The sequence below is a fragment of the Neisseria lactamica genome (genome assembly GCF_901482445.1).
Classification (GTDB): Bacteria; Pseudomonadota; Gammaproteobacteria; order Burkholderiales; family Neisseriaceae; genus Neisseria; species Neisseria lactamica.
The window spans coordinates 64204-80228 of record NZ_LR590477.1 but is presented as its reverse complement, the minus strand read 5'-3'; the positions used below and the strand labels follow the sequence as shown (position 1 = coordinate 80228).

The window sequence follows — 16025 nt, the reverse complement described above, 5'->3', positions numbered from 1 at the left end:
CACTTTCCCACTTCACAACATCTGCAATGGCACATTACGCAATCGGCGACATACAAGGCTGTTTCGACGAACTGACCGCGCTGCTCGGCAAAATCGGTTTCAACCACGGCACGGACACCCTTTGGCTGACGGGCGACATCGTCAACCGCGGCCCGAAATCCCTCGAAACACTGCAATTCTGCATCCGGCACGAAAACAGCGTGCAAATCGTCCTCGGCAACCACGACCTGCACCTGCTCGCCGTCGGCTGCGGCGAAGGCGCGCCCAAACGCAGCGACACAATCGAACCCATACTCAAACACCCCGACGGAAAAAAAATGCTCGACTGGCTGCGCGCGCAACCGCTGTTGATACGCGAGGGCAGCCGCGTGATGGTACACGCCGGCATCCTGCCGCAATGGCGCATCGCCAAAGCCGAATCGCTCGCCGGAGAAGCCGAAGCCGAACTGCGCGGCAAAAAATACGTCAAATTCTTCTCCAAAATGTACGGCAACAAACCGTCCGCGTGGGACGAAGGTTTGGAAGGCTATGCCCGCCTGCGCTTCATCGTCAACGCCTTCACGCGGATGCGCGCCCTGACCTTTAAAAACGAACTGGATTTCGACTACAAATCCACAGTGAAAAAAATGCCGCTTTACCTGCGCCCGTGGTTCAAAGCCCCCGACCGGCAAAACCTCGACCATACCATCATCTTCGGACACTGGTCCTCGCTGGGCTACACGAATGCCGATAACGTCATCTCTTTGGACACCGGCGCGCTGTGGGGCGGGCAGCTGACCGCCGTCAACCTCGAAACGGAAGAAATTACCCAAGTCCAAGCCGCCGACGGCATAGACTGGAAAAGCTTCGCAAAATAACGGACCGCCCCACTATGCACAAAATCCTGCCCATCGCCCACGTCCTCTCCCGCCTGGGTATGCTGTTTTCCTTTATCCTGCTGATACCCGCCGCCCTCTCCTACGCCTTTTCGGACGGCGCGTACACCGCCTTCGCCACCACCGCGACCGTTACCCTTTCCGGCTCGTGCATCGTCCGGCTCGCCACCCTCCGGTTCAGGCGCGAACTGCGCCCGCGCGACGGCTTCACCCTCGTCCTGATGTTGTGGCTGGCATTTGCCGCTATGGCGGCGATGCCGATGTACCTGTATTTCCCGAATATGGGCTTTACCGACGCATTTTTTGAATCGATGTCGGGACTGACCACCACCGGAGCGACCGTCATCCCCCACGTCGACGGACTCGCCCCCTCCGTCAACTTTTGGCGGCATATGCTCAACTGGCTGGGCGGGATGGGCATCATCGTCCTTGCCGTCGCCATCCTGCCTATGCTCGGCGTAGGCGGCACGCAGTTATTCAAAGCCGAAATCCCCGGCATTGACAAAGAAAGCAAAATGTCGCCGCGCATTTCCCAAGTGGCGAAAAAACTCTGGTTCGGCTACACCCTGATCACCATCCTCGCGACAGCCTGCCTGCATTTTGCCGGGATGGGCTGGTTCGATGCCGTCTGTCACGCGATGGCGACCCTCTCGCTGGGCGGATTTTCCACCCACGATGCCAGCATAGCTTATTACAACTCCCCCCTCATCGAAGCAGTCATCATCGTTTTCACCATTGTCGGCGGCATCAATTTTGCCAGCCATTTCGCCGCCTTCAGCAGCCGCAGCCTCAAAACCTATTGGAAAGACGAAGAATGCCGGACGATGCTGCTGCTGCTCTCCGGCAGCATCCTTGCCGCCGCCCTGTACCTGTGGCACACCGGCTATTACGCCGGCTTCATCGAATCCCTGCGCTACACCGCCTTCAACTTCGTCTCCATCGGATTGGCAAACGGGCTGGCCAACACCGACTTCGCGCAATGGCCGCTCCTGATTTCCCTGTGGATGTTTTTCCTCGCCAACATCCTCGCCAACTCCGGCTCGACCGGCGGCGGCATCAAAACCATACGCGCCCTCGTCCTGTTCAAATTCAGCCTGCGCGAAATGATGGTGCTGCTGCACCCCAAGGCCGTCCGCACCGTCAAAATCAGCGGCAAGGCCATACCCGACCGCCTCGCGCTGACCGTTATGTCCTTCATCTTCATCTACTTTATGACCGTCGTCCTCTTCAGCTTCCTGCTGATGGCGAGCGGTATGGAATTTACCACCGCCTTCACCGCCGTCATCGCCTGCATCACCAATTCCGGCCCCGGCCTGGGCGAAGTCGGACCCGCCGGCAATTACGCCGGTTTGGACGTGATGCAGAAATGGATCTGCGTTACCGCCATGCTCTTGGGCAGGCTGGAAATCTTCACTGTCTTCATCCTCTTCACCCCCGCCTACTGGAAGAAATAAAAAATGCCGTCTGAACAGCTTTCAGACGGCATTTTGAAACGCTCCGCCCGCGATACAGACGGAAAACACGGACAAAAAAGCAGCCGTTTCAAAAACGGCTGCCTTATGTTTTTTGGTCGGAGTGAAAGGATTCGAACCTTCGACCCCTTGCACCCCATGCAAGTGCGCTACCAGACTGCGCCACACTCCGACTCGATAAGTTGCGGATTATAGTTTCCACCCGACGCTTTGGCAAGCATTAAAATCACAACCGCCCTTATCTTTTTGACACAACGGAAAATTTACCGGCAAACGCCGGTGCGCGCCGCCCGGACGGGAAAGGATGCGGAAAAGGACAAACGCCATAACGTGCGGCGTTTGCTATAATCAGCCCCTTCATCACCGCAGCCCGCCGAAAGATGCCGATGGCAAAACCGCTCAAATACCCCGTCTCCGCACTGGTCGTCCTTTATAGCGGGGACGGCGGCATCCTGCTCATCGAACGCACGCATCCGAAAGGGTTTTGGCAGTCAGTAACCGGCAGCCTCGAACCGGGCGAAACCGTCGCCCAAACGGCAAGGCGCGAAGTTTGGGAAGAAACCGGCATCCTGCTGGCGGACGGGCAGCTCCAAGACCGGCACGACAGCACGGTTTACGAAATCTACCACCACTGGCGGCACCGCTATCCCAAAGGCGTGTTTGAAAACCGCGAACACGTCTTCTGGGCCGAAATCCCGCGCGATACACCCGTCGTCCTGCAACCCGAAGAACACGTCTCCTACGGCTGGTTCGGCTTGGAAGAAGCGGCGGAAAAAGTGTTTTCCCCGTCCAACAGGCGCGCGATTTTGGAACTGGACAGGTTTTTGGGCAAACGGTAACACGCGCCCGTACACCCTTTCAGACGGCATCGGGCGCATTTTCAACCGGACGTTTGTGCTATACTTTCAAACTTCAAACCTTCCCAAATAAAGGAAACCAAATGGCAGACTTCAACCAAATTCTGACCCCGGGCGACGTGGACGGCGGCATCATCAACGTCGTCAACGAAATCCCCGCCGGCAGCAACCACAAAATCGAATGGAACCGCAAACTGGCCGCATTCCAACTCGACCGCGTCGAACCCGCCATCTTCGCCAAACCGACCAACTACGGCTTCATTCCCCAAACTTTGGACGAAGACGGCGACGAATTAGACGTGCTGCTCGTTACCGAACAACCTCTGGCAACCGGCGTATTCTTGGAAGCGCGCGTTATCGGCGTGATGAAATTCGTTGACGACGGCGAAGTGGACGACAAAATCGTCTGCGTACCTGCCGACGACCGCAACAACGGCAACGCCTACAAAACTTTGGCCGATTTGCCGCAACAGCTCATCAAACAAATCGAGTTCCACTTCAACCACTACAAAGACCTGAAAAAAGCGGGTACGACCAAAGTCGAATCGTGGGGCGATGCGGAAGAAGCGAAAAAAGTCATCAAAGAATCCGTCGAACGTTGGAACAAACAGGCATAACGCTCTCCCTGCCGTCTGAACGCCGCTTCAGACGGCATTTTTCCAGCCTCTAGGGAATACCGTCCCAATCGGCTATAATCCGAACATACCGTTTCCGACCGAACGCCATGAACCGCCGAAAAATCTATCTGTTGTCTGTTGCCCTCTTCACACTGGCATTTATGCTGCTCGTCCTCTTAGGCGCCTATCTGCTGACCGCCGGCAGCAAAGCCTTTGCCGTCGCCGCCTTCCTTTTCGCATTCGGCGCGCTGTTCGGACAAATCGGCGCACTCGCCCTCTATTTGCGGCACAAATCCCTACACGCCGCCCAATCCGCCACAAAGGAAAACCGCTATGTCTGAAAAACCGGAAAAAATCGTTTTGGCAAGCGGCAATGCCGGCAAGCTCAAAGAATTCGGCAACTTATTCAAGCCTTACGGCATCACCGTATTGCCGCAATCCGAATTCGGCATACCCGAATGTCCGGAACCCTATTCCACCTTTGTTGAAAATGCGCTGGCAAAAGCCCGGCACGCCGCCAAATACAGCGGGCTGCCCGCACTCGCCGACGACAGCGGCATCTGTGCCGCCGCCTTAAACGGCGCGCCGGGCATACATTCCGCACGCTACGCCGGCAGCAATCCCAAATCCGATACCGCCAACAACCTGAAACTTGCCGCCGAACTTGCCGGCAAAGCCGACAAAAGTTGTTCTTATGTCTGCGTATTGGTTTTTGTCCGCCATAAAGACGATCCGCGCCCGATTATCGCCGAGGGCGTATGGCACGGACAATGGCACGACACGCCGCTCGGGCAAAACGGTTTCGGTTACGACCCGTATTTTTATCTGCCCGAACACGGCAAAACCGCCGCCGAATTGGATTCGGAGGTCAAAAACCGCGAAAGCCACCGCGCGCAGGCACTCGCCGATTTAATCCGCAAACTCGCCCTTTAAACATCAAAACAATACAAAGGAAAAAGAATGAAACCGATAAAAAAAGCCGTTTTCCCCGTCGCAGGGATGGGAACCCGCTTCCTGCCCGCCACCAAGGCCAGCCCGAAAGAAATGCTGCCCATCGTCGACAAGCCGCTGATCCAATACGCCGTGGAAGAAGCCGTGGAAGCCGGCTGCACGGAAATGGTGTTTGTTACCGGACGCAACAAACGCAGCATCGAAGACCATTTCGACAAGGCATACGAACTCGAAACCGAGTTGGAAATGCGCCATAAAGACAAATTGTTGGAACACGTCCGCAACATCCTGCCACCGAACATTACCTGCCTCTACATCCGCCAGGCCGAAGCACTGGGCTTGGGACACGCCGTCTTGTGCGCCCGCGCCGCCATCGGAGACGAACCCTTTGCCGTGATTCTGGCTGACGATTTAATTGATGCTCCAAAAGGCGCGCTCAAACAAATGGTCGAAGTGTACGAACGCAGCGGCAACAGCATTTTGGGCGTAGAAACCGTCGAACCGTCGCAAACCGGCTCATACGGCATCGTCGAAACCGAACAGCTCAAACAGTTCCAACGCATTACCGGCATTGTCGAAAAACCCAAGCCCGAAGACGCGCCCTCCAACCTTGCCGTCGTCGGACGCTACATTCTCACGCCGCGCATTTTCGACCTCTTAACCAATCTTCCGCGCGGCGCGGGCAACGAAATCCAGCTTACAGACGGCATCGCCAAGCTGCTCGATCACGAATTTGTCCTGGCGCACCCCTTTGAAGGCACACGCTACGACTGCGGCAGCAAACTGGGCTACCTCGAAGCCACCGTCGCCTACGGTTTAAAACACCCCGAAACCGGCGAACCCTTCCGCCGCCTTTTGGAAAAATACCGCACCGAATAACCCCATCAAGGAATCCTTATGCACGACAAAACCTGGTCGGGACGTTTCAACGAACCCGTTTCCGAACTCGTCAAACAATACACCGCCTCCATCGGTTTCGACCGACGCCTTGCCGAATGGGACATCCAAGGCTCGCTGGCACACGCGCAAATGCTGAAAGAAACCGGCGTGTTGGACGAAGGCGATTTGGCGGACATCCGCCGGGGTATGGCGGAAATCCTCGAAGAAATCCGCAGCGGCAAAATCGAATGGTCGCCCGATTTGGAAGATGTCCATATGAACATCGAACGCCGCCTGACCGACAAAATCGGCGACGCGGGCAAGCGTCTGCACACCGGCCGCAGCCGCAACGACCAAGTCGCCACCGACATCCGCCTGTGGCTGCGCGACCAAATTACCGTCATCCGAAGCCTGATTCAAAACCTTCAGACGGCATTGCTGGATTTGGCGGAACAAAACGCCGAAACCGTTATGCCCGGCTTTACCCACCTGCAAGTCGCCCAGCCCGTCAGCTTCGGACACCATATGCTCGCCTACGTCGAAATGCTCGGACGCGATAACGAACGGATGGCGGACTGCCGCCGCCGCGTCAACCGTATGCCGCTCGGCGCAGCCGCCCTTGCCGGTACGACCTACCCGATTCGGCGCGAAATTACCGCCGAATTACTGGGTTTCGAGCAAATCTGCCAAAACTCGCTCGATGCCGTATCCGACCGCGATTTTGCCGTCGAGTTCACCGCCGCCGCCTCGCTGGTTATGGTTCACCTGAGCCGCCTGTCCGAAGAATTGATTTTGTGGATGAGTCCGCGTTTCGGCTTTATCGACATCGCCGACCGCTTCTGCACCGGCTCGTCCATCATGCCGCAGAAGAAAAATCCCGACGTACCCGAACTCGTGCGCGGCAAATCCGGACGCGTTATCGGGCACCTTATCGGCCTGATTACCCTGATGAAATCCCAACCCTTGGCGTACAACAAAGACAATCAGGAAGACAAAGAACCGCTGTTTGACACCGCCGACACGCTTATCGACACGTTGCGGATTTACGCCGATATGATGCGCGGCGTAACCGTCAAACCCGACAATATGCGCACCGCCGTAATGCAGGGTTTTGCCACCGCCACCGACTTGGCGGATTATCTGGTCAAAAAAGGTATGCCCTTCCGCGATGCCCACGAAGTCGTCGCCCAAGCCGTGCGCCACGCCGATGAAGCCGGCGTTGATTTGAGCGGACTGCCGCTTGAAGTCTTGCAAGGTTTCAGCAAGCTGATTTCAGACGACGTGTACGGCGTGCTGACACCCGAAGGCAGCTTAAACGTGCGCAACCACTTGGGCGGCACCGCGCCTGAACAAGTCCGTTTCCAAGTCAAACGCTGGCGTGAAGTGTTGGCTTAACCCCCAAATGCCATCTGAAGAAATGTTCAGACGGCATTTTTAAAAGGCAAGAACACGATGACCGATACGGATACCCAAGCCGACCGCTTCGAACAGATGATGTGGCAGGCGGTGGACAAACTTTTTGAACGGCATGACGGAAAACTCGAAAGCATGGACGGACGGGAACAGGAGCTGGTTTTGATTTGGCGGGCGGAAGCCGATATCGGCAACGGCGGCATACTGCAATTTGTCTGCAACTGGGGTTTTCCCGCCGCCGAAAAGACTTGTTCCGTTCTGAAAAAAATCGGCGCGGTACACAGCGCAATGCTGATCCATCTGGCGGCAGACGCATTGGACAAAGAAATCCGCCACCTCCAATCGGAAGGTAAAACCCTAAAAGAAATGTGGGATATAACAAAACATCTCGACAACAAAACCGCCTCACTGCTGAACAGTCTGGATGAACAATATTGGCGAGACCCCGACAAACTGTATCTGCTGGGATGGCAATACTATTCCGGCAACCCTGTTCGGACGGCGTTTTAAAGGGAAGGGTTCTCAAATATTCCGGCAAATCAAAATGCCGCCTTTACCCACATTCCGACACGCATTACCCGCCGCTTCCGCCTTACGGGCGCGATGCACGGAAAAAAATACAAGTCATAACAAACCATAACTGGACCGGACAACAACAAATTTAAAAAAATAATTATTTGCATTTATAAAAAAGAAGGAATACACTACACACCGTTATGTCTTAACAAGATATACATCCTCATTCATTAGGAGAAAATCGATATGAAAACATCTATCCGATACGCACTGCTTGCCGCAGCCCTGACCGCCGCAACCCCCGCGCTGGCGGACATTACCGTGTACAACGGCCAACACAAAGAAGCGGCACAAGCCGTTGCAGATGCCTTTACCCGGGCTACCGGCATCAAAGTCAAACTCAACAGCGCCAAAGGCGACCAGCTTGCCGGTCAAATCAAAGAAGAAGGCAGCCGAAGCCCCGCCGACGTATTCTATTCCGAACAAATCCCGGCACTCGCCACCCTTTCCGCAGCCAACCTCCTAGAGCCCCTGCCCGCCTCCACCATCAACGAAACACGCGGCAAGGGCGTGCCGGTTGCCGCCAAAAAAGACTGGGTGGCACTGAGCGGACGTTCGCGCGTCGTCGTTTACGACACCCGCAAACTGTCTGAAAAAGATTTGGAAAAATCCGTCCTAAATTACGCCACGCCGAAATGGAAAAACCGCATCGGTTACGCCCCCACTTCCGGCGCGTTCTTGGAACAGGTTGTCGCCATCGTCAAACTGAAAGGCGAAGCGGCCGCATTGAAATGGCTCAAAGGTCTGAAAGAATACGGCAAGCCTTACGCTAAAAACTCCGTCGCCCTTCAAGCGGTTGAAAACGGCGAAATCGATGCCGCCCTCATCAACAACTACTACTGGCACGCTTTTGCGCGTGAAAAAGGCGTACAAAATGTCCACACCCGCCTGAATTTCGTCCGCCACAGAGATCCCGGCGCACTCGTTACCTATTCCGGCGCAGCCGTGTTAAAATCCTCCCAAAACAAGGATGAGGCGAAAAAATTCGTCGCCTTCCTCGCCAGCAAGGAAGGACAGCGCGCCCTGACCGCCGTCCGTGCCGAATATCCTTTGAATCCGCACGTGGTATCCACTTTCAATTTGGAACCCATCGCCAAGTTGGAAGCACCCCAAGTGTCCGCCACCACTGTTTCCGAAAAAGAACACGCCACCCGGCTGCTTGAGCAAGCCGGTATGAAATAAGCCGTTTTCGGATTGTCAAACGGGTGGACATTTATACTGTCCGCCCGTTTTGCCGATAAAAAACACTATGTCTCCTAAAAAAATACCCATTTGGCTTACCGGCCTCATCCTACTGATTGCCCTACCGCTTACCCTGCCTTTTTTATATGTCGCTATGCGTTCGTGGCAGGTCGGCATCAACCGCGCCGTCGAACTGTTGTTCCGCCCGCGTATGTGGGATTTGCTCTCCAACACCTTGACGATGATGGCGGGCGTTACCCTGATTTCCATTGTTTTGGGCATTGCCTGCGCCCTTTTGTTCCAACGTTACCGCTTCTTCGGCAAAACCTTTTTTCAGACGGCCATCACCCTGCCTTTGTGCATCCCCGCATTTGTCAGCTGTTTCACCTGGATCAGCCTGACCTTCCGTGTCGAAGGCTTTTGGGGGACGGTGATGATTATGAGCCTGTCCTCGTTCCCGCTCGCCTACCTGCCGGTCGAAGCGGCACTCAAACGCATCAGCCTGTCTTACGAAGAAGTCAGCCTGTCCTTGGGCAAAAGCCGCCTGCAAACCTTTTTTTCCGCCATTCTCCCCCAGCTCAAACCCGCCATCGGCAGCAGCGTGTTACTGATTGCCCTGCATATGCTGGTCGAATTTGGCGCGGTATCCATTTTGAACTACCCCACTTTTACCACTGCCATTTTCCAAGAATACGAAATGTCCTACAACAACAATACCGCCGCCCTGCTTTCCGCTGTTTTAATGGCGGTGTGCGGCATCGTCGTATTTGGAGAAAGCATATTTCGCGGCAAAGCCAAGATTTACCACAGCGGCAAAGGCGTTGCCCGTCCTTATCCCGTCAAAACCCTCAACCTCCCCGGTCAGATTGGCGCGATTGTTTTTTTAAGCAGCTTGTTGACTTTGGGCATTATTATCCCCTTTGGCGTATTGATACATTGGATGATGGTCGGCACTTCCGGCACATTCGCGCTCGTATCCGTATTTGATGCCTTTGTCCGTTCCTTAAGCGTATCGGCTTTGGGTGCGGTTTTGACTATATTATGTGCCTTACCCCTTGTTTGGGCATCGGTCCGCTATCGCAATTTTTTAACCGTTTGGATAGACAGGCTGCCGTTTTTACTGCACGCCGTCCCCGGTTTGGTTATCGCCCTATCCTTGGTTTATTTCAGCATCAACTACACCCCTGCCGTTTACCAAACCTTTATCGTCGTCATCCTTGCCTATTTCATGCTTTACCTGCCGATGGCGCAAACCACCCTGAGGACTTCCTTGGAACAACTCCCCAAAGGAATGGAACAGGTCGGCGCAACATTGGGGCGCGGACACTTCTTTATTTTCAGGACCTTGGTGCTGCCGTCCATCCTGCCCGGCATTACCGCCGCATTCGCACTCGTCTTCCTCAACCTGATGAAAGAGCTGACCGCCACCCTGCTGCTGACCGCCGACGATGTCCACACGCTCTCCACCGCCGTTTGGGAATACACATCGGACGCGCAATACGCCGCCGCCACCCCTTACGCGCTGATGCTGGTATTATTTTCCGGCATCCCCGTATTCCTGCTGAAGAAATACGCCTTCAAATAACAGCTTAAGGAAGCACCGCCATGACCGCCGCCCTGTGCATCAGACACCTGTCCAAAAGTTTTCAAAACACCCCGGTTTTAAACGACATTTCGCTCAGTCTCGACTCGGGCGAAATCCTCTTCATCGTCGGCGCGTCCGGCTGCGGCAAAACCACCCTTTTACGCTGCCTCGCCGGTTTTGAACAACCCGATTCCGGCGAAATTTCTCTTTCCGGCAGAACCATCTTTTCAAAAAATACCAACCTTCCCGTCCGCGAACGCCGTTTGGGTTACGTCGTGCAGGAAGGCGTACTGTTCCCCCACCTGACCGTTTACCGCAACACCGCCTACGGATTAGGCAACGGAAAAGGCAAAAAAGCAGAGGAAAAACAACGGATAGAAGCTATGTTGAACCTGACCGGCATTTCCGAACTTGCCGGACGCTATCCGCACGAACTTTCGGGCGGACAGCAACAGCGCGTCGCCCTCGCCCGCGCCCTCGCGCCCGATCCCGAACTGATTTTGTTGGACGAACCCTTCAGCGCGCTGGACGAACAGTTGCGCCGCCAAATCCGCGAAGAAATGATGTCTGTTTTGCGGAAAAACGGCAAATCCGCCGTTTTTGTCAGCCACGACCGCGAAGAAGCCCTGCAATACGCAGACAAAATAGCCGTCATCCAACAAGGCAGACTACTCCAAACCGCCCCGCCTGCCGAACTTTACCGCCGCCCCGCCAACCTTGATGCCGCCCTGTTTATCGGCGAAGGCATCGTGTCCCCCGCCGTGCTCAACGCCGACGGCACCGCCGATTGCGGATTGGGCCGGCTGCCCGTTCAAAGCGGCGCATCCGCAGGCACGCGCGGCACACTGCTCATCCGTCCGGAACAGTTCAGCCTTCACCGCCAGTCCGCCCCAGCCGCCGAATTATCCGCCACCATCCTCAACGCCATACCCAAAGCACGGCATACCCAAATCCGCCTGAAAATCGGGCAAACCGTCCTGACGCTGGACACCCCCTATGCTCCCGATTGTTCAGACGGCACACAGACACGCATCTACTTAAATTCAGAAGCCCTGTTTTTCCCCGAACCGCCTGCCCATAAGGCAGAAGACACGATGCCGTCTGAAAGGCATAACGATGCCTGACGATATTTATCTTGTTGAAAACATAATTTATTTGTTAATATAAAAACACGCGGCAGCGTAAAACCGGCTGCCGCCCCAAAACAGAAAACACCTGTTTGCGCAAACCGGACGGGAAATAGCCTATCCCGACATTTCCCCTCAAATCCCAACACTTCCAACATACATGCCGCACACCGCAGCATACGAAAGGATATATTATGGCAAAAGTACTCATCGTACCCGTATCTGCCGGACTGAACGCCTCCGCCGCCGCACAAGCCTTTGCAAAAGCACTGGACGCACAAATTTTCCAAGCCGTTGACGCAACCGCCGAAACCCTGCTCGCGCAAGGCAAAAGCGACGACTGGTTCGACGCACTGGTCGGCAAAGTTGCCGCACTCGATGCCGCCAACCTCGTCATCGAAGGCATCGCGCCCGATGCCGACAAAATCTACCTCGCAGGCAAAAACGTCGAACTGGCATTGTCCCTTGATGCGGCAGCCGTCTTCGCCGTCCGTTCCGACAATGCCGATGCAGACGAACTGGCGCACCGGCTGAACCTTGCCAAACAGTTCTTCGCCGCCGCGCCGGGCGTATTGGAAGGTTTTGTCGTGGACGGCGCGGCAGCCTCCGTTGCCGAAGCGGCAGCCGAAAAAACCGGCCTGACCTTCTTCGGTTCGAGCGACGCGCTGAAAGACGTATCCGTATTGGCAGGCCGCGAAGCAAAACGCCTGTCGCCGGCGCAATTCCGCTACAACCTGATCGACTTCGCCCGCCAAGCCGGCAAACGCATCGTCCTGCCTGAGGGCGCAGAACCCCGCACCGTCCAAGCCGCCGCCATCTGTCACGAAAAAGGCATTGCCCGCTGCATCCTGCTTGCCAAACGCGAAGAAGTCGAAGCCGTTGCCAAAGAACGCGGCATCAGCCTGCCGGACTCTTTGGAAATCATCGATCCCGCCTCATTGGTCGAACAATACGTCGAGCCGATGTGCGAACTGCGCAAATCCAAAGGCCTGACACCCGAAGACGCGCACAAGCAACTGCAAGACACCGTGGTACTCGGTACGATGATGATGGCGCAAAACGATGCGGACGGTTTGGTATCCGGTGCGGTTCACACCACCGCCAACACCATCCGCCCCGCTTTGCAACTGATTAAAACCGCACCGGGCGCAAGCCTCGTGTCCAGCGTATTCTTTATGCTGCTGCCCAACCAAGTCCTCGTCTTCGGCGACTGCGCGGTTAATCCGAACCCGACCGCGCAACAGCTTGCCGACATCGCCATCCAGTCTGCCGATTCCGCAAAAGCCTTCGGCATCGACCCGAAAGTGGCGATGATTTCCTACTCCACCGTCAACTCCGGCAGCGGCCCCGATGTCGATACCGTCATCGAAGCAACCAAACTTGCCCGGGAAAAACGCCCCGACCTCGCCATCGACGGCCCGCTGCAATATGATGCGGCAACCGTGCCGGGCGTGGGCAAATCGAAAGCCCCGGGCAGCCCGGTGGCAGGACAGGCAACCGTTTTGGTCTTCCCCGACCTGAACACCGGCAACTGCACCTACAAAGCCGTCCAACGCAGTGCCAACGTCTTGAGCGTCGGCCCTCTGCTGCAAGGCCTGCGCAAACCGGTCAACGACCTGTCGCGCGGCGCGCTGGTGGAAGACATCGTGTTCACCATCGCCCTGACTGCCGTTCAGGCAAAACAAATGGAAGGCTGACAAACGGCTTTCCGGGTTTGAACCCTATGCCGTCTGAAGACAGATTCCCGTTTTCAGACGGCATTTTTATCAGCCCGGCACATTTGTTTGTTAAAATCGCAGCCATATTGCAAAAAAAGAGGAGGAAGCCATGCAAACCGCCATTATCGATTACGGTATGGGCAACCTGCATTCCGTATTGAAATCCGTCCGGACGGCGGGGCAGCTTGCCGGAAAAAATGCCGAAATCTTTTTAAGCAGCGACCCCGACCGCGTGTCCCGCGCCGACAAAGTCATTTTTCCCGGGCAGGGCGCGATGCCCGACTGTATGGCGGCATTAAAACGCGGCGGCTTGGACGAGGCAGTCAAAGATGCCTTAAAAAACAAACCCTTTTTCGGAATCTGCGTCGGCGCGCAACTCTTATTCGACCACAGCGAAGAAGGAAACACCGACGGCTTGGGCTGGTTCGGCGGCAAAGTCAGACGCTTTGGGCGCGACCTCCGCGACCGGCAGGGATGCCGTCTGAAAGTCCCGCATATGGGCTGGAACACCGTGCGCCAAACCCAAAACCACCCGCTGTTTAAAGATATTCCCCAAGACACGCGTTTTTACTTCGTCCACAGCTACTATTTCGCCCCCGAAAATCCCGAAACCATATTGGGCGAAAGCGACTACCCGTCCCCGTTTGCCTGCATCGTCGGCAAAGACAACGTATTCGCCACGCAATTTCACACCGAAAAAAGCCACGATGCCGGGCTGACGATGTTGAAAAACTTTTTAAACTGGTAAGCCGGACACGGCCCCGCACAAGGAGAAAAATTATGCTGCTGATACCCGCCATCGATTTGAAAGAAGGACGCTGCGTCCGCCTGAAACAAGGACTGATGGAAGAGGCGACCGTCTTTTCCGATTCGCCCGCCGAAACCGCACTGCACTGGTTCAAACAAGGCGCGCGCCGCCTGCATCTGGTAGATTTGAACGGCGCGTTTGCCGGCGTTCCGCAAAACCTGCCCGCCATCAAAGACATCCTTGCCGCCGTCGCCAAAGACATCCCCGTACAGCTCGGCGGCGGCATACGCGATTTGAAAACCATCGGACAATATTTGGATTTGGGTCTGAACGACGTGATTATCGGCACGGCGGCAGTCAAAAACCCCGACTTCGTGCGCGAGGCGTGCAAAGCCTTCCCCGGCAGGATTATCGTCGGACTGGATGCCAAAGACGGTATGGCCGCCATCGACGGCTGGGCAACCGTAACCGGGCATCATGTAATTGATTTGGCAAAACGCTTTGAAGACGACGGTGTCAACAGCATCATCTACACCGACATCGGGCGCGACGGTATGATGAGCGGCGTGAACATCGACGCGACGGTCAAACTCGCCCAAGCCGTCCGTATTCCCGTCATCGCCTCCGGCGGACTGACCGGCTTGGACGACATCCGCGCCCTGTGTGCCGCCGAAAAACGTGGCGTAGCAGGTGCGATTACCGGCCGCGCGATTTACGAGGGCAGCATCGATTTTGCCCAAGCGCAACAATTGGCAGATTCCCTCGACTAAAGGCATCCGATTATGGCACTGGCAAAACGCATCATCCCCTGTCTCGACGTAAAAGACGGGCGCGTCGTCAAAGGCGTGAACTTCATCGGTTTGCGCGACGCGGGCGACCCCGTCGAAGCCGCCAAACGCTACAACGGCGAAGGCGCGGACGAATTGACCTTCCTCGACATCACCGCCTCATCCGACAACCGCGACACCATCCTGCACATCATCGAAGAGGTTGCCGGACAAGTCTTCATCCCGCTGACCGTCGGCGGCGGCGTACGCACCGTTGCCGACATCCGCCGCCTGCTCAATGCCGGCGCGGACAAAGTCAGCATCAACACCGCCGCCGTTACCCGTCCCGATTTAATTGACGAAGCCGCCGGATTTTTCGGTTCGCAAGCCATCGTCGCCGCCGTCGATGCCAAAGCCGCCAACCCCGAAAACACACGCTGGGAAATCTTTACCCACGGCGGGCGCAATCCGACCGGTTTGGATGCGGTGGAATGGGCGGTCGAAATGCAAAAACGCGGCGCGGGCGAAATCCTGCTCACCGGTATGGACAGGGACGGTACGAAACAGGGTTTCAACCTGCCGCTGACCCGCGCCGTTGCCGAAGCCGTCGACATCCCCGTCATCGCCTCCGGCGGGGTCGGCAATGTCCGGCACCTGATTGAAGGCATAACCGAAGGCAAAGCCGATGCCGTACTTGCCGCCGGTATTTTCCATTTCGGGGAAATCGCCATCCGCGAAGCCAAACGCGCTATGCGCGAAGCCGGCATCGAAGTGCGCCTCTGACCGCCCGACTATGCCGTCTGAAAGGAAATATGGATAAAAACCTGCTTGAAGCCGTCAAATTTGACGAAAAAGGTTTGGTTTGCGCCATCGCCCAAGATGCCGAAACCAAACGTGTTTTAATGGTGGCGTGGATGAACGCCGAAGCCCTGCAAAAAACCGTCGAAACCGGCTTTGCCCACTATTACAGCCGTTCGCGCCAAAAACAATGGATGAAGGGCGAAGAGTCGGGACACACGCAAAAAATCCGCGAACTGCGCCTCGACTGCGACGGCGACGCCATTGTGATGCTCATCGCCCAAAACGGCGGCATCGCCTGCCACACCGGGCGCGAAAGCTGCTTTTACAAAGTCTGGCGCGGCGGCGCGTGGGAAACCGCCGATGCCGTCCTGAAAGACGAAAAAGAGATTTACGGCAGCACGCACTGACCCCCTCCAACATTGAATTATCAGGCATTTTTTTGTACAATCTCGCCGTC

Annotated in this window: 17 protein-coding genes and 1 tRNA gene; 17 read left to right on the top strand and 1 reads right to left on the bottom strand. The window is 56.0% G+C overall.

Annotated features, from left to right (window positions below; genetic code table 11):
* Positions 1-26: 26 nt before the first annotated feature.
* Positions 27-857 (top strand): symmetrical bis(5'-nucleosyl)-tetraphosphatase, encoded by an 831-nt coding sequence (locus FGL10_RS00450; protein ID WP_003709697.1) that lies wholly within the window; start codon positions 27-29, stop codon positions 855-857.
* Between the two features lie 14 nt (positions 858-871).
* Positions 872-2329, top strand: a complete 1458-nt coding sequence (locus tag FGL10_RS00445) for a TrkH family potassium uptake protein (RefSeq protein WP_003713458.1) — start codon at positions 872-874, stop codon at positions 2327-2329.
* Positions 2330-2442: 113 nt separating this feature from the next.
* Here the strand turns inward: FGL10_RS00445 and FGL10_RS00440 are convergent.
* Positions 2443-2519 (bottom strand) — tRNA-Pro (locus FGL10_RS00440).
* Between the two features lie 208 nt (positions 2520-2727).
* Here FGL10_RS00440 and nudB point away from each other — a divergent pair.
* From nudB to hisI, 15 genes are all read left to right on the top strand, one after another.
* Positions 2728-3186 (top strand): dihydroneopterin triphosphate diphosphatase, encoded by a 459-nt coding sequence (nudB, locus tag FGL10_RS00435; protein WP_003709706.1) that lies wholly within the window; start codon positions 2728-2730, stop codon positions 3184-3186.
* Positions 3187-3287: 101 nt separating this feature from the next.
* Positions 3288-3821: an inorganic diphosphatase gene (locus FGL10_RS00430; RefSeq protein WP_003709708.1), complete on the top strand. Its 534-nt coding sequence runs from the start codon at positions 3288-3290 to the stop codon at positions 3819-3821.
* A gap of 107 nt (positions 3822-3928) precedes the next feature.
* Positions 3929-4162: an NGO_0222 family membrane protein gene (locus FGL10_RS00425; RefSeq protein ID WP_003709709.1), complete on the top strand. Its 234-nt coding sequence runs from the start codon at positions 3929-3931 to the stop codon at positions 4160-4162.
* Positions 4155-4754, top strand: a complete 600-nt coding sequence (rdgB, locus tag FGL10_RS00420) for an RdgB/HAM1 family non-canonical purine NTP pyrophosphatase (protein WP_003709711.1) — start codon at positions 4155-4157, stop codon at positions 4752-4754. The genes FGL10_RS00425 and rdgB overlap by 8 nt, the downstream gene beginning before the upstream one ends.
* 27 nt (positions 4755-4781) lie before the next feature.
* Positions 4782-5651 (top strand): UTP--glucose-1-phosphate uridylyltransferase GalU, encoded by an 870-nt coding sequence (galU, locus tag FGL10_RS00415; RefSeq protein ID WP_002219636.1) that lies wholly within the window; start codon positions 4782-4784, stop codon positions 5649-5651.
* 18 nt (positions 5652-5669) lie between these two features.
* Positions 5670-7046, top strand: coding sequence for an argininosuccinate lyase (gene argH, locus FGL10_RS00410; RefSeq protein WP_003709712.1), 1377 nt, complete (start codon positions 5670-5672; stop codon positions 7044-7046).
* A gap of 57 nt (positions 7047-7103) precedes the next feature.
* A complete protein-coding gene (locus FGL10_RS00405) occupies positions 7104-7574 on the top strand; it encodes a DMP19 family protein (protein ID WP_003709714.1) in 471 nt (156 codons plus the stop codon).
* Positions 7575-7826: 252 nt separating this feature from the next.
* Positions 7827-8822 carry a heme ABC transporter substrate-binding protein FbpA gene (gene fbpA, locus FGL10_RS00395; protein ID WP_002214250.1) on the top strand — a complete coding sequence of 332 codons (996 nt, stop codon included), beginning with the start codon at positions 7827-7829 and terminating at the stop codon, positions 8820-8822.
* Between the two features lie 67 nt (positions 8823-8889).
* Positions 8890-10407, top strand: coding sequence for a heme ABC transporter permease FbpB (gene fbpB / locus FGL10_RS00390; RefSeq protein ID WP_003709719.1), 1518 nt, complete (start codon positions 8890-8892; stop codon positions 10405-10407).
* A 20-nt stretch (positions 10408-10427) separates the two neighbouring features.
* The gene (locus FGL10_RS00385; protein WP_138251409.1) at positions 10428-11531 is read left to right on the top strand and encodes an ABC transporter ATP-binding protein; all 1104 of its coding nucleotides are present in this window, start codon (positions 10428-10430) and stop codon (positions 11529-11531) included.
* Between the two features lie 197 nt (positions 11532-11728).
* Positions 11729-13231: a phosphate acetyltransferase gene (gene pta / locus FGL10_RS00380; RefSeq protein ID WP_003709725.1), complete on the top strand. Its 1503-nt coding sequence runs from the start codon at positions 11729-11731 to the stop codon at positions 13229-13231.
* A gap of 130 nt (positions 13232-13361) precedes the next feature.
* Positions 13362-14000: an imidazole glycerol phosphate synthase subunit HisH gene (hisH, locus tag FGL10_RS00375; protein ID WP_003709727.1), complete on the top strand. Its 639-nt coding sequence runs from the start codon at positions 13362-13364 to the stop codon at positions 13998-14000.
* A 32-nt stretch (positions 14001-14032) separates the two neighbouring features.
* Positions 14033-14770 carry a 1-(5-phosphoribosyl)-5-[(5-phosphoribosylamino)methylideneamino]imidazole-4-carboxamide isomerase gene (hisA, locus tag FGL10_RS00370; RefSeq protein ID WP_003709729.1) on the top strand — a complete coding sequence of 246 codons (738 nt, stop codon included), beginning with the start codon at positions 14033-14035 and terminating at the stop codon, positions 14768-14770.
* Between the two features lie 12 nt (positions 14771-14782).
* Entirely contained in the window at positions 14783-15550 is a 768-nt protein-coding gene (gene hisF, locus FGL10_RS00365; RefSeq protein ID WP_002222827.1) for an imidazole glycerol phosphate synthase subunit HisF, read from the top strand.
* Positions 15551-15579: 29 nt separating this feature from the next.
* A complete protein-coding gene (gene hisI, locus FGL10_RS00360; RefSeq protein WP_003709732.1) occupies positions 15580-15975 on the top strand; it encodes a phosphoribosyl-AMP cyclohydrolase in 396 nt (131 codons plus the stop codon).
* The last annotated feature ends 50 nt before the right edge of the window (positions 15976-16025 follow it).

Bases quoted from the DNA above. Each gene is read 5' to 3' on its own strand.
- fbpA (WP_002214250.1), top strand. From the start codon at position 7,827: ATGAAAACATCTATCCGATACGCACTGCTTGCCGCAGCCCTGACCGCC.
- argH (WP_003709712.1), top strand. From the start codon at position 5,670: ATGCACGACAAAACCTGGTCGGGACGTTTCAACGAACCCGTTTCCGAA.
- pta (WP_003709725.1), top strand. From the start codon at position 11,729: ATGGCAAAAGTACTCATCGTACCCGTATCTGCCGGACTGAACGCCTCC.
- galU (WP_002219636.1), top strand. From the start codon at position 4,782: ATGAAACCGATAAAAAAAGCCGTTTTCCCCGTCGCAGGGATGGGAACC.
- rdgB (WP_003709711.1), top strand. From the start codon at position 4,155: ATGTCTGAAAAACCGGAAAAAATCGTTTTGGCAAGCGGCAATGCCGGC.
- FGL10_RS00425 (WP_003709709.1), top strand. From the start codon at position 3,929: ATGAACCGCCGAAAAATCTATCTGTTGTCTGTTGCCCTCTTCACACTG.
- FGL10_RS00430 (WP_003709708.1), top strand. From the start codon at position 3,288: ATGGCAGACTTCAACCAAATTCTGACCCCGGGCGACGTGGACGGCGGC.
- hisH (WP_003709727.1), top strand. From the start codon at position 13,362: ATGCAAACCGCCATTATCGATTACGGTATGGGCAACCTGCATTCCGTA.
- hisA (WP_003709729.1), top strand. From the start codon at position 14,033: ATGCTGCTGATACCCGCCATCGATTTGAAAGAAGGACGCTGCGTCCGC.
- fbpB (WP_003709719.1), top strand. From the start codon at position 8,890: ATGTCTCCTAAAAAAATACCCATTTGGCTTACCGGCCTCATCCTACTG.
- hisI (WP_003709732.1), top strand. From the start codon at position 15,580: ATGGATAAAAACCTGCTTGAAGCCGTCAAATTTGACGAAAAAGGTTTG.
- FGL10_RS00445 (WP_003713458.1), top strand. From the start codon at position 872: ATGCACAAAATCCTGCCCATCGCCCACGTCCTCTCCCGCCTGGGTATG.
- FGL10_RS00405 (WP_003709714.1), top strand. From the start codon at position 7,104: ATGACCGATACGGATACCCAAGCCGACCGCTTCGAACAGATGATGTGG.
- FGL10_RS00385 (WP_138251409.1), top strand. From the start codon at position 10,428: ATGACCGCCGCCCTGTGCATCAGACACCTGTCCAAAAGTTTTCAAAAC.
- nudB (WP_003709706.1), top strand. From the start codon at position 2,728: ATGCCGATGGCAAAACCGCTCAAATACCCCGTCTCCGCACTGGTCGTC.
- hisF (WP_002222827.1), top strand. From the start codon at position 14,783: ATGGCACTGGCAAAACGCATCATCCCCTGTCTCGACGTAAAAGACGGG.
- FGL10_RS00450 (WP_003709697.1), top strand. From the start codon at position 27: ATGGCACATTACGCAATCGGCGACATACAAGGCTGTTTCGACGAACTG.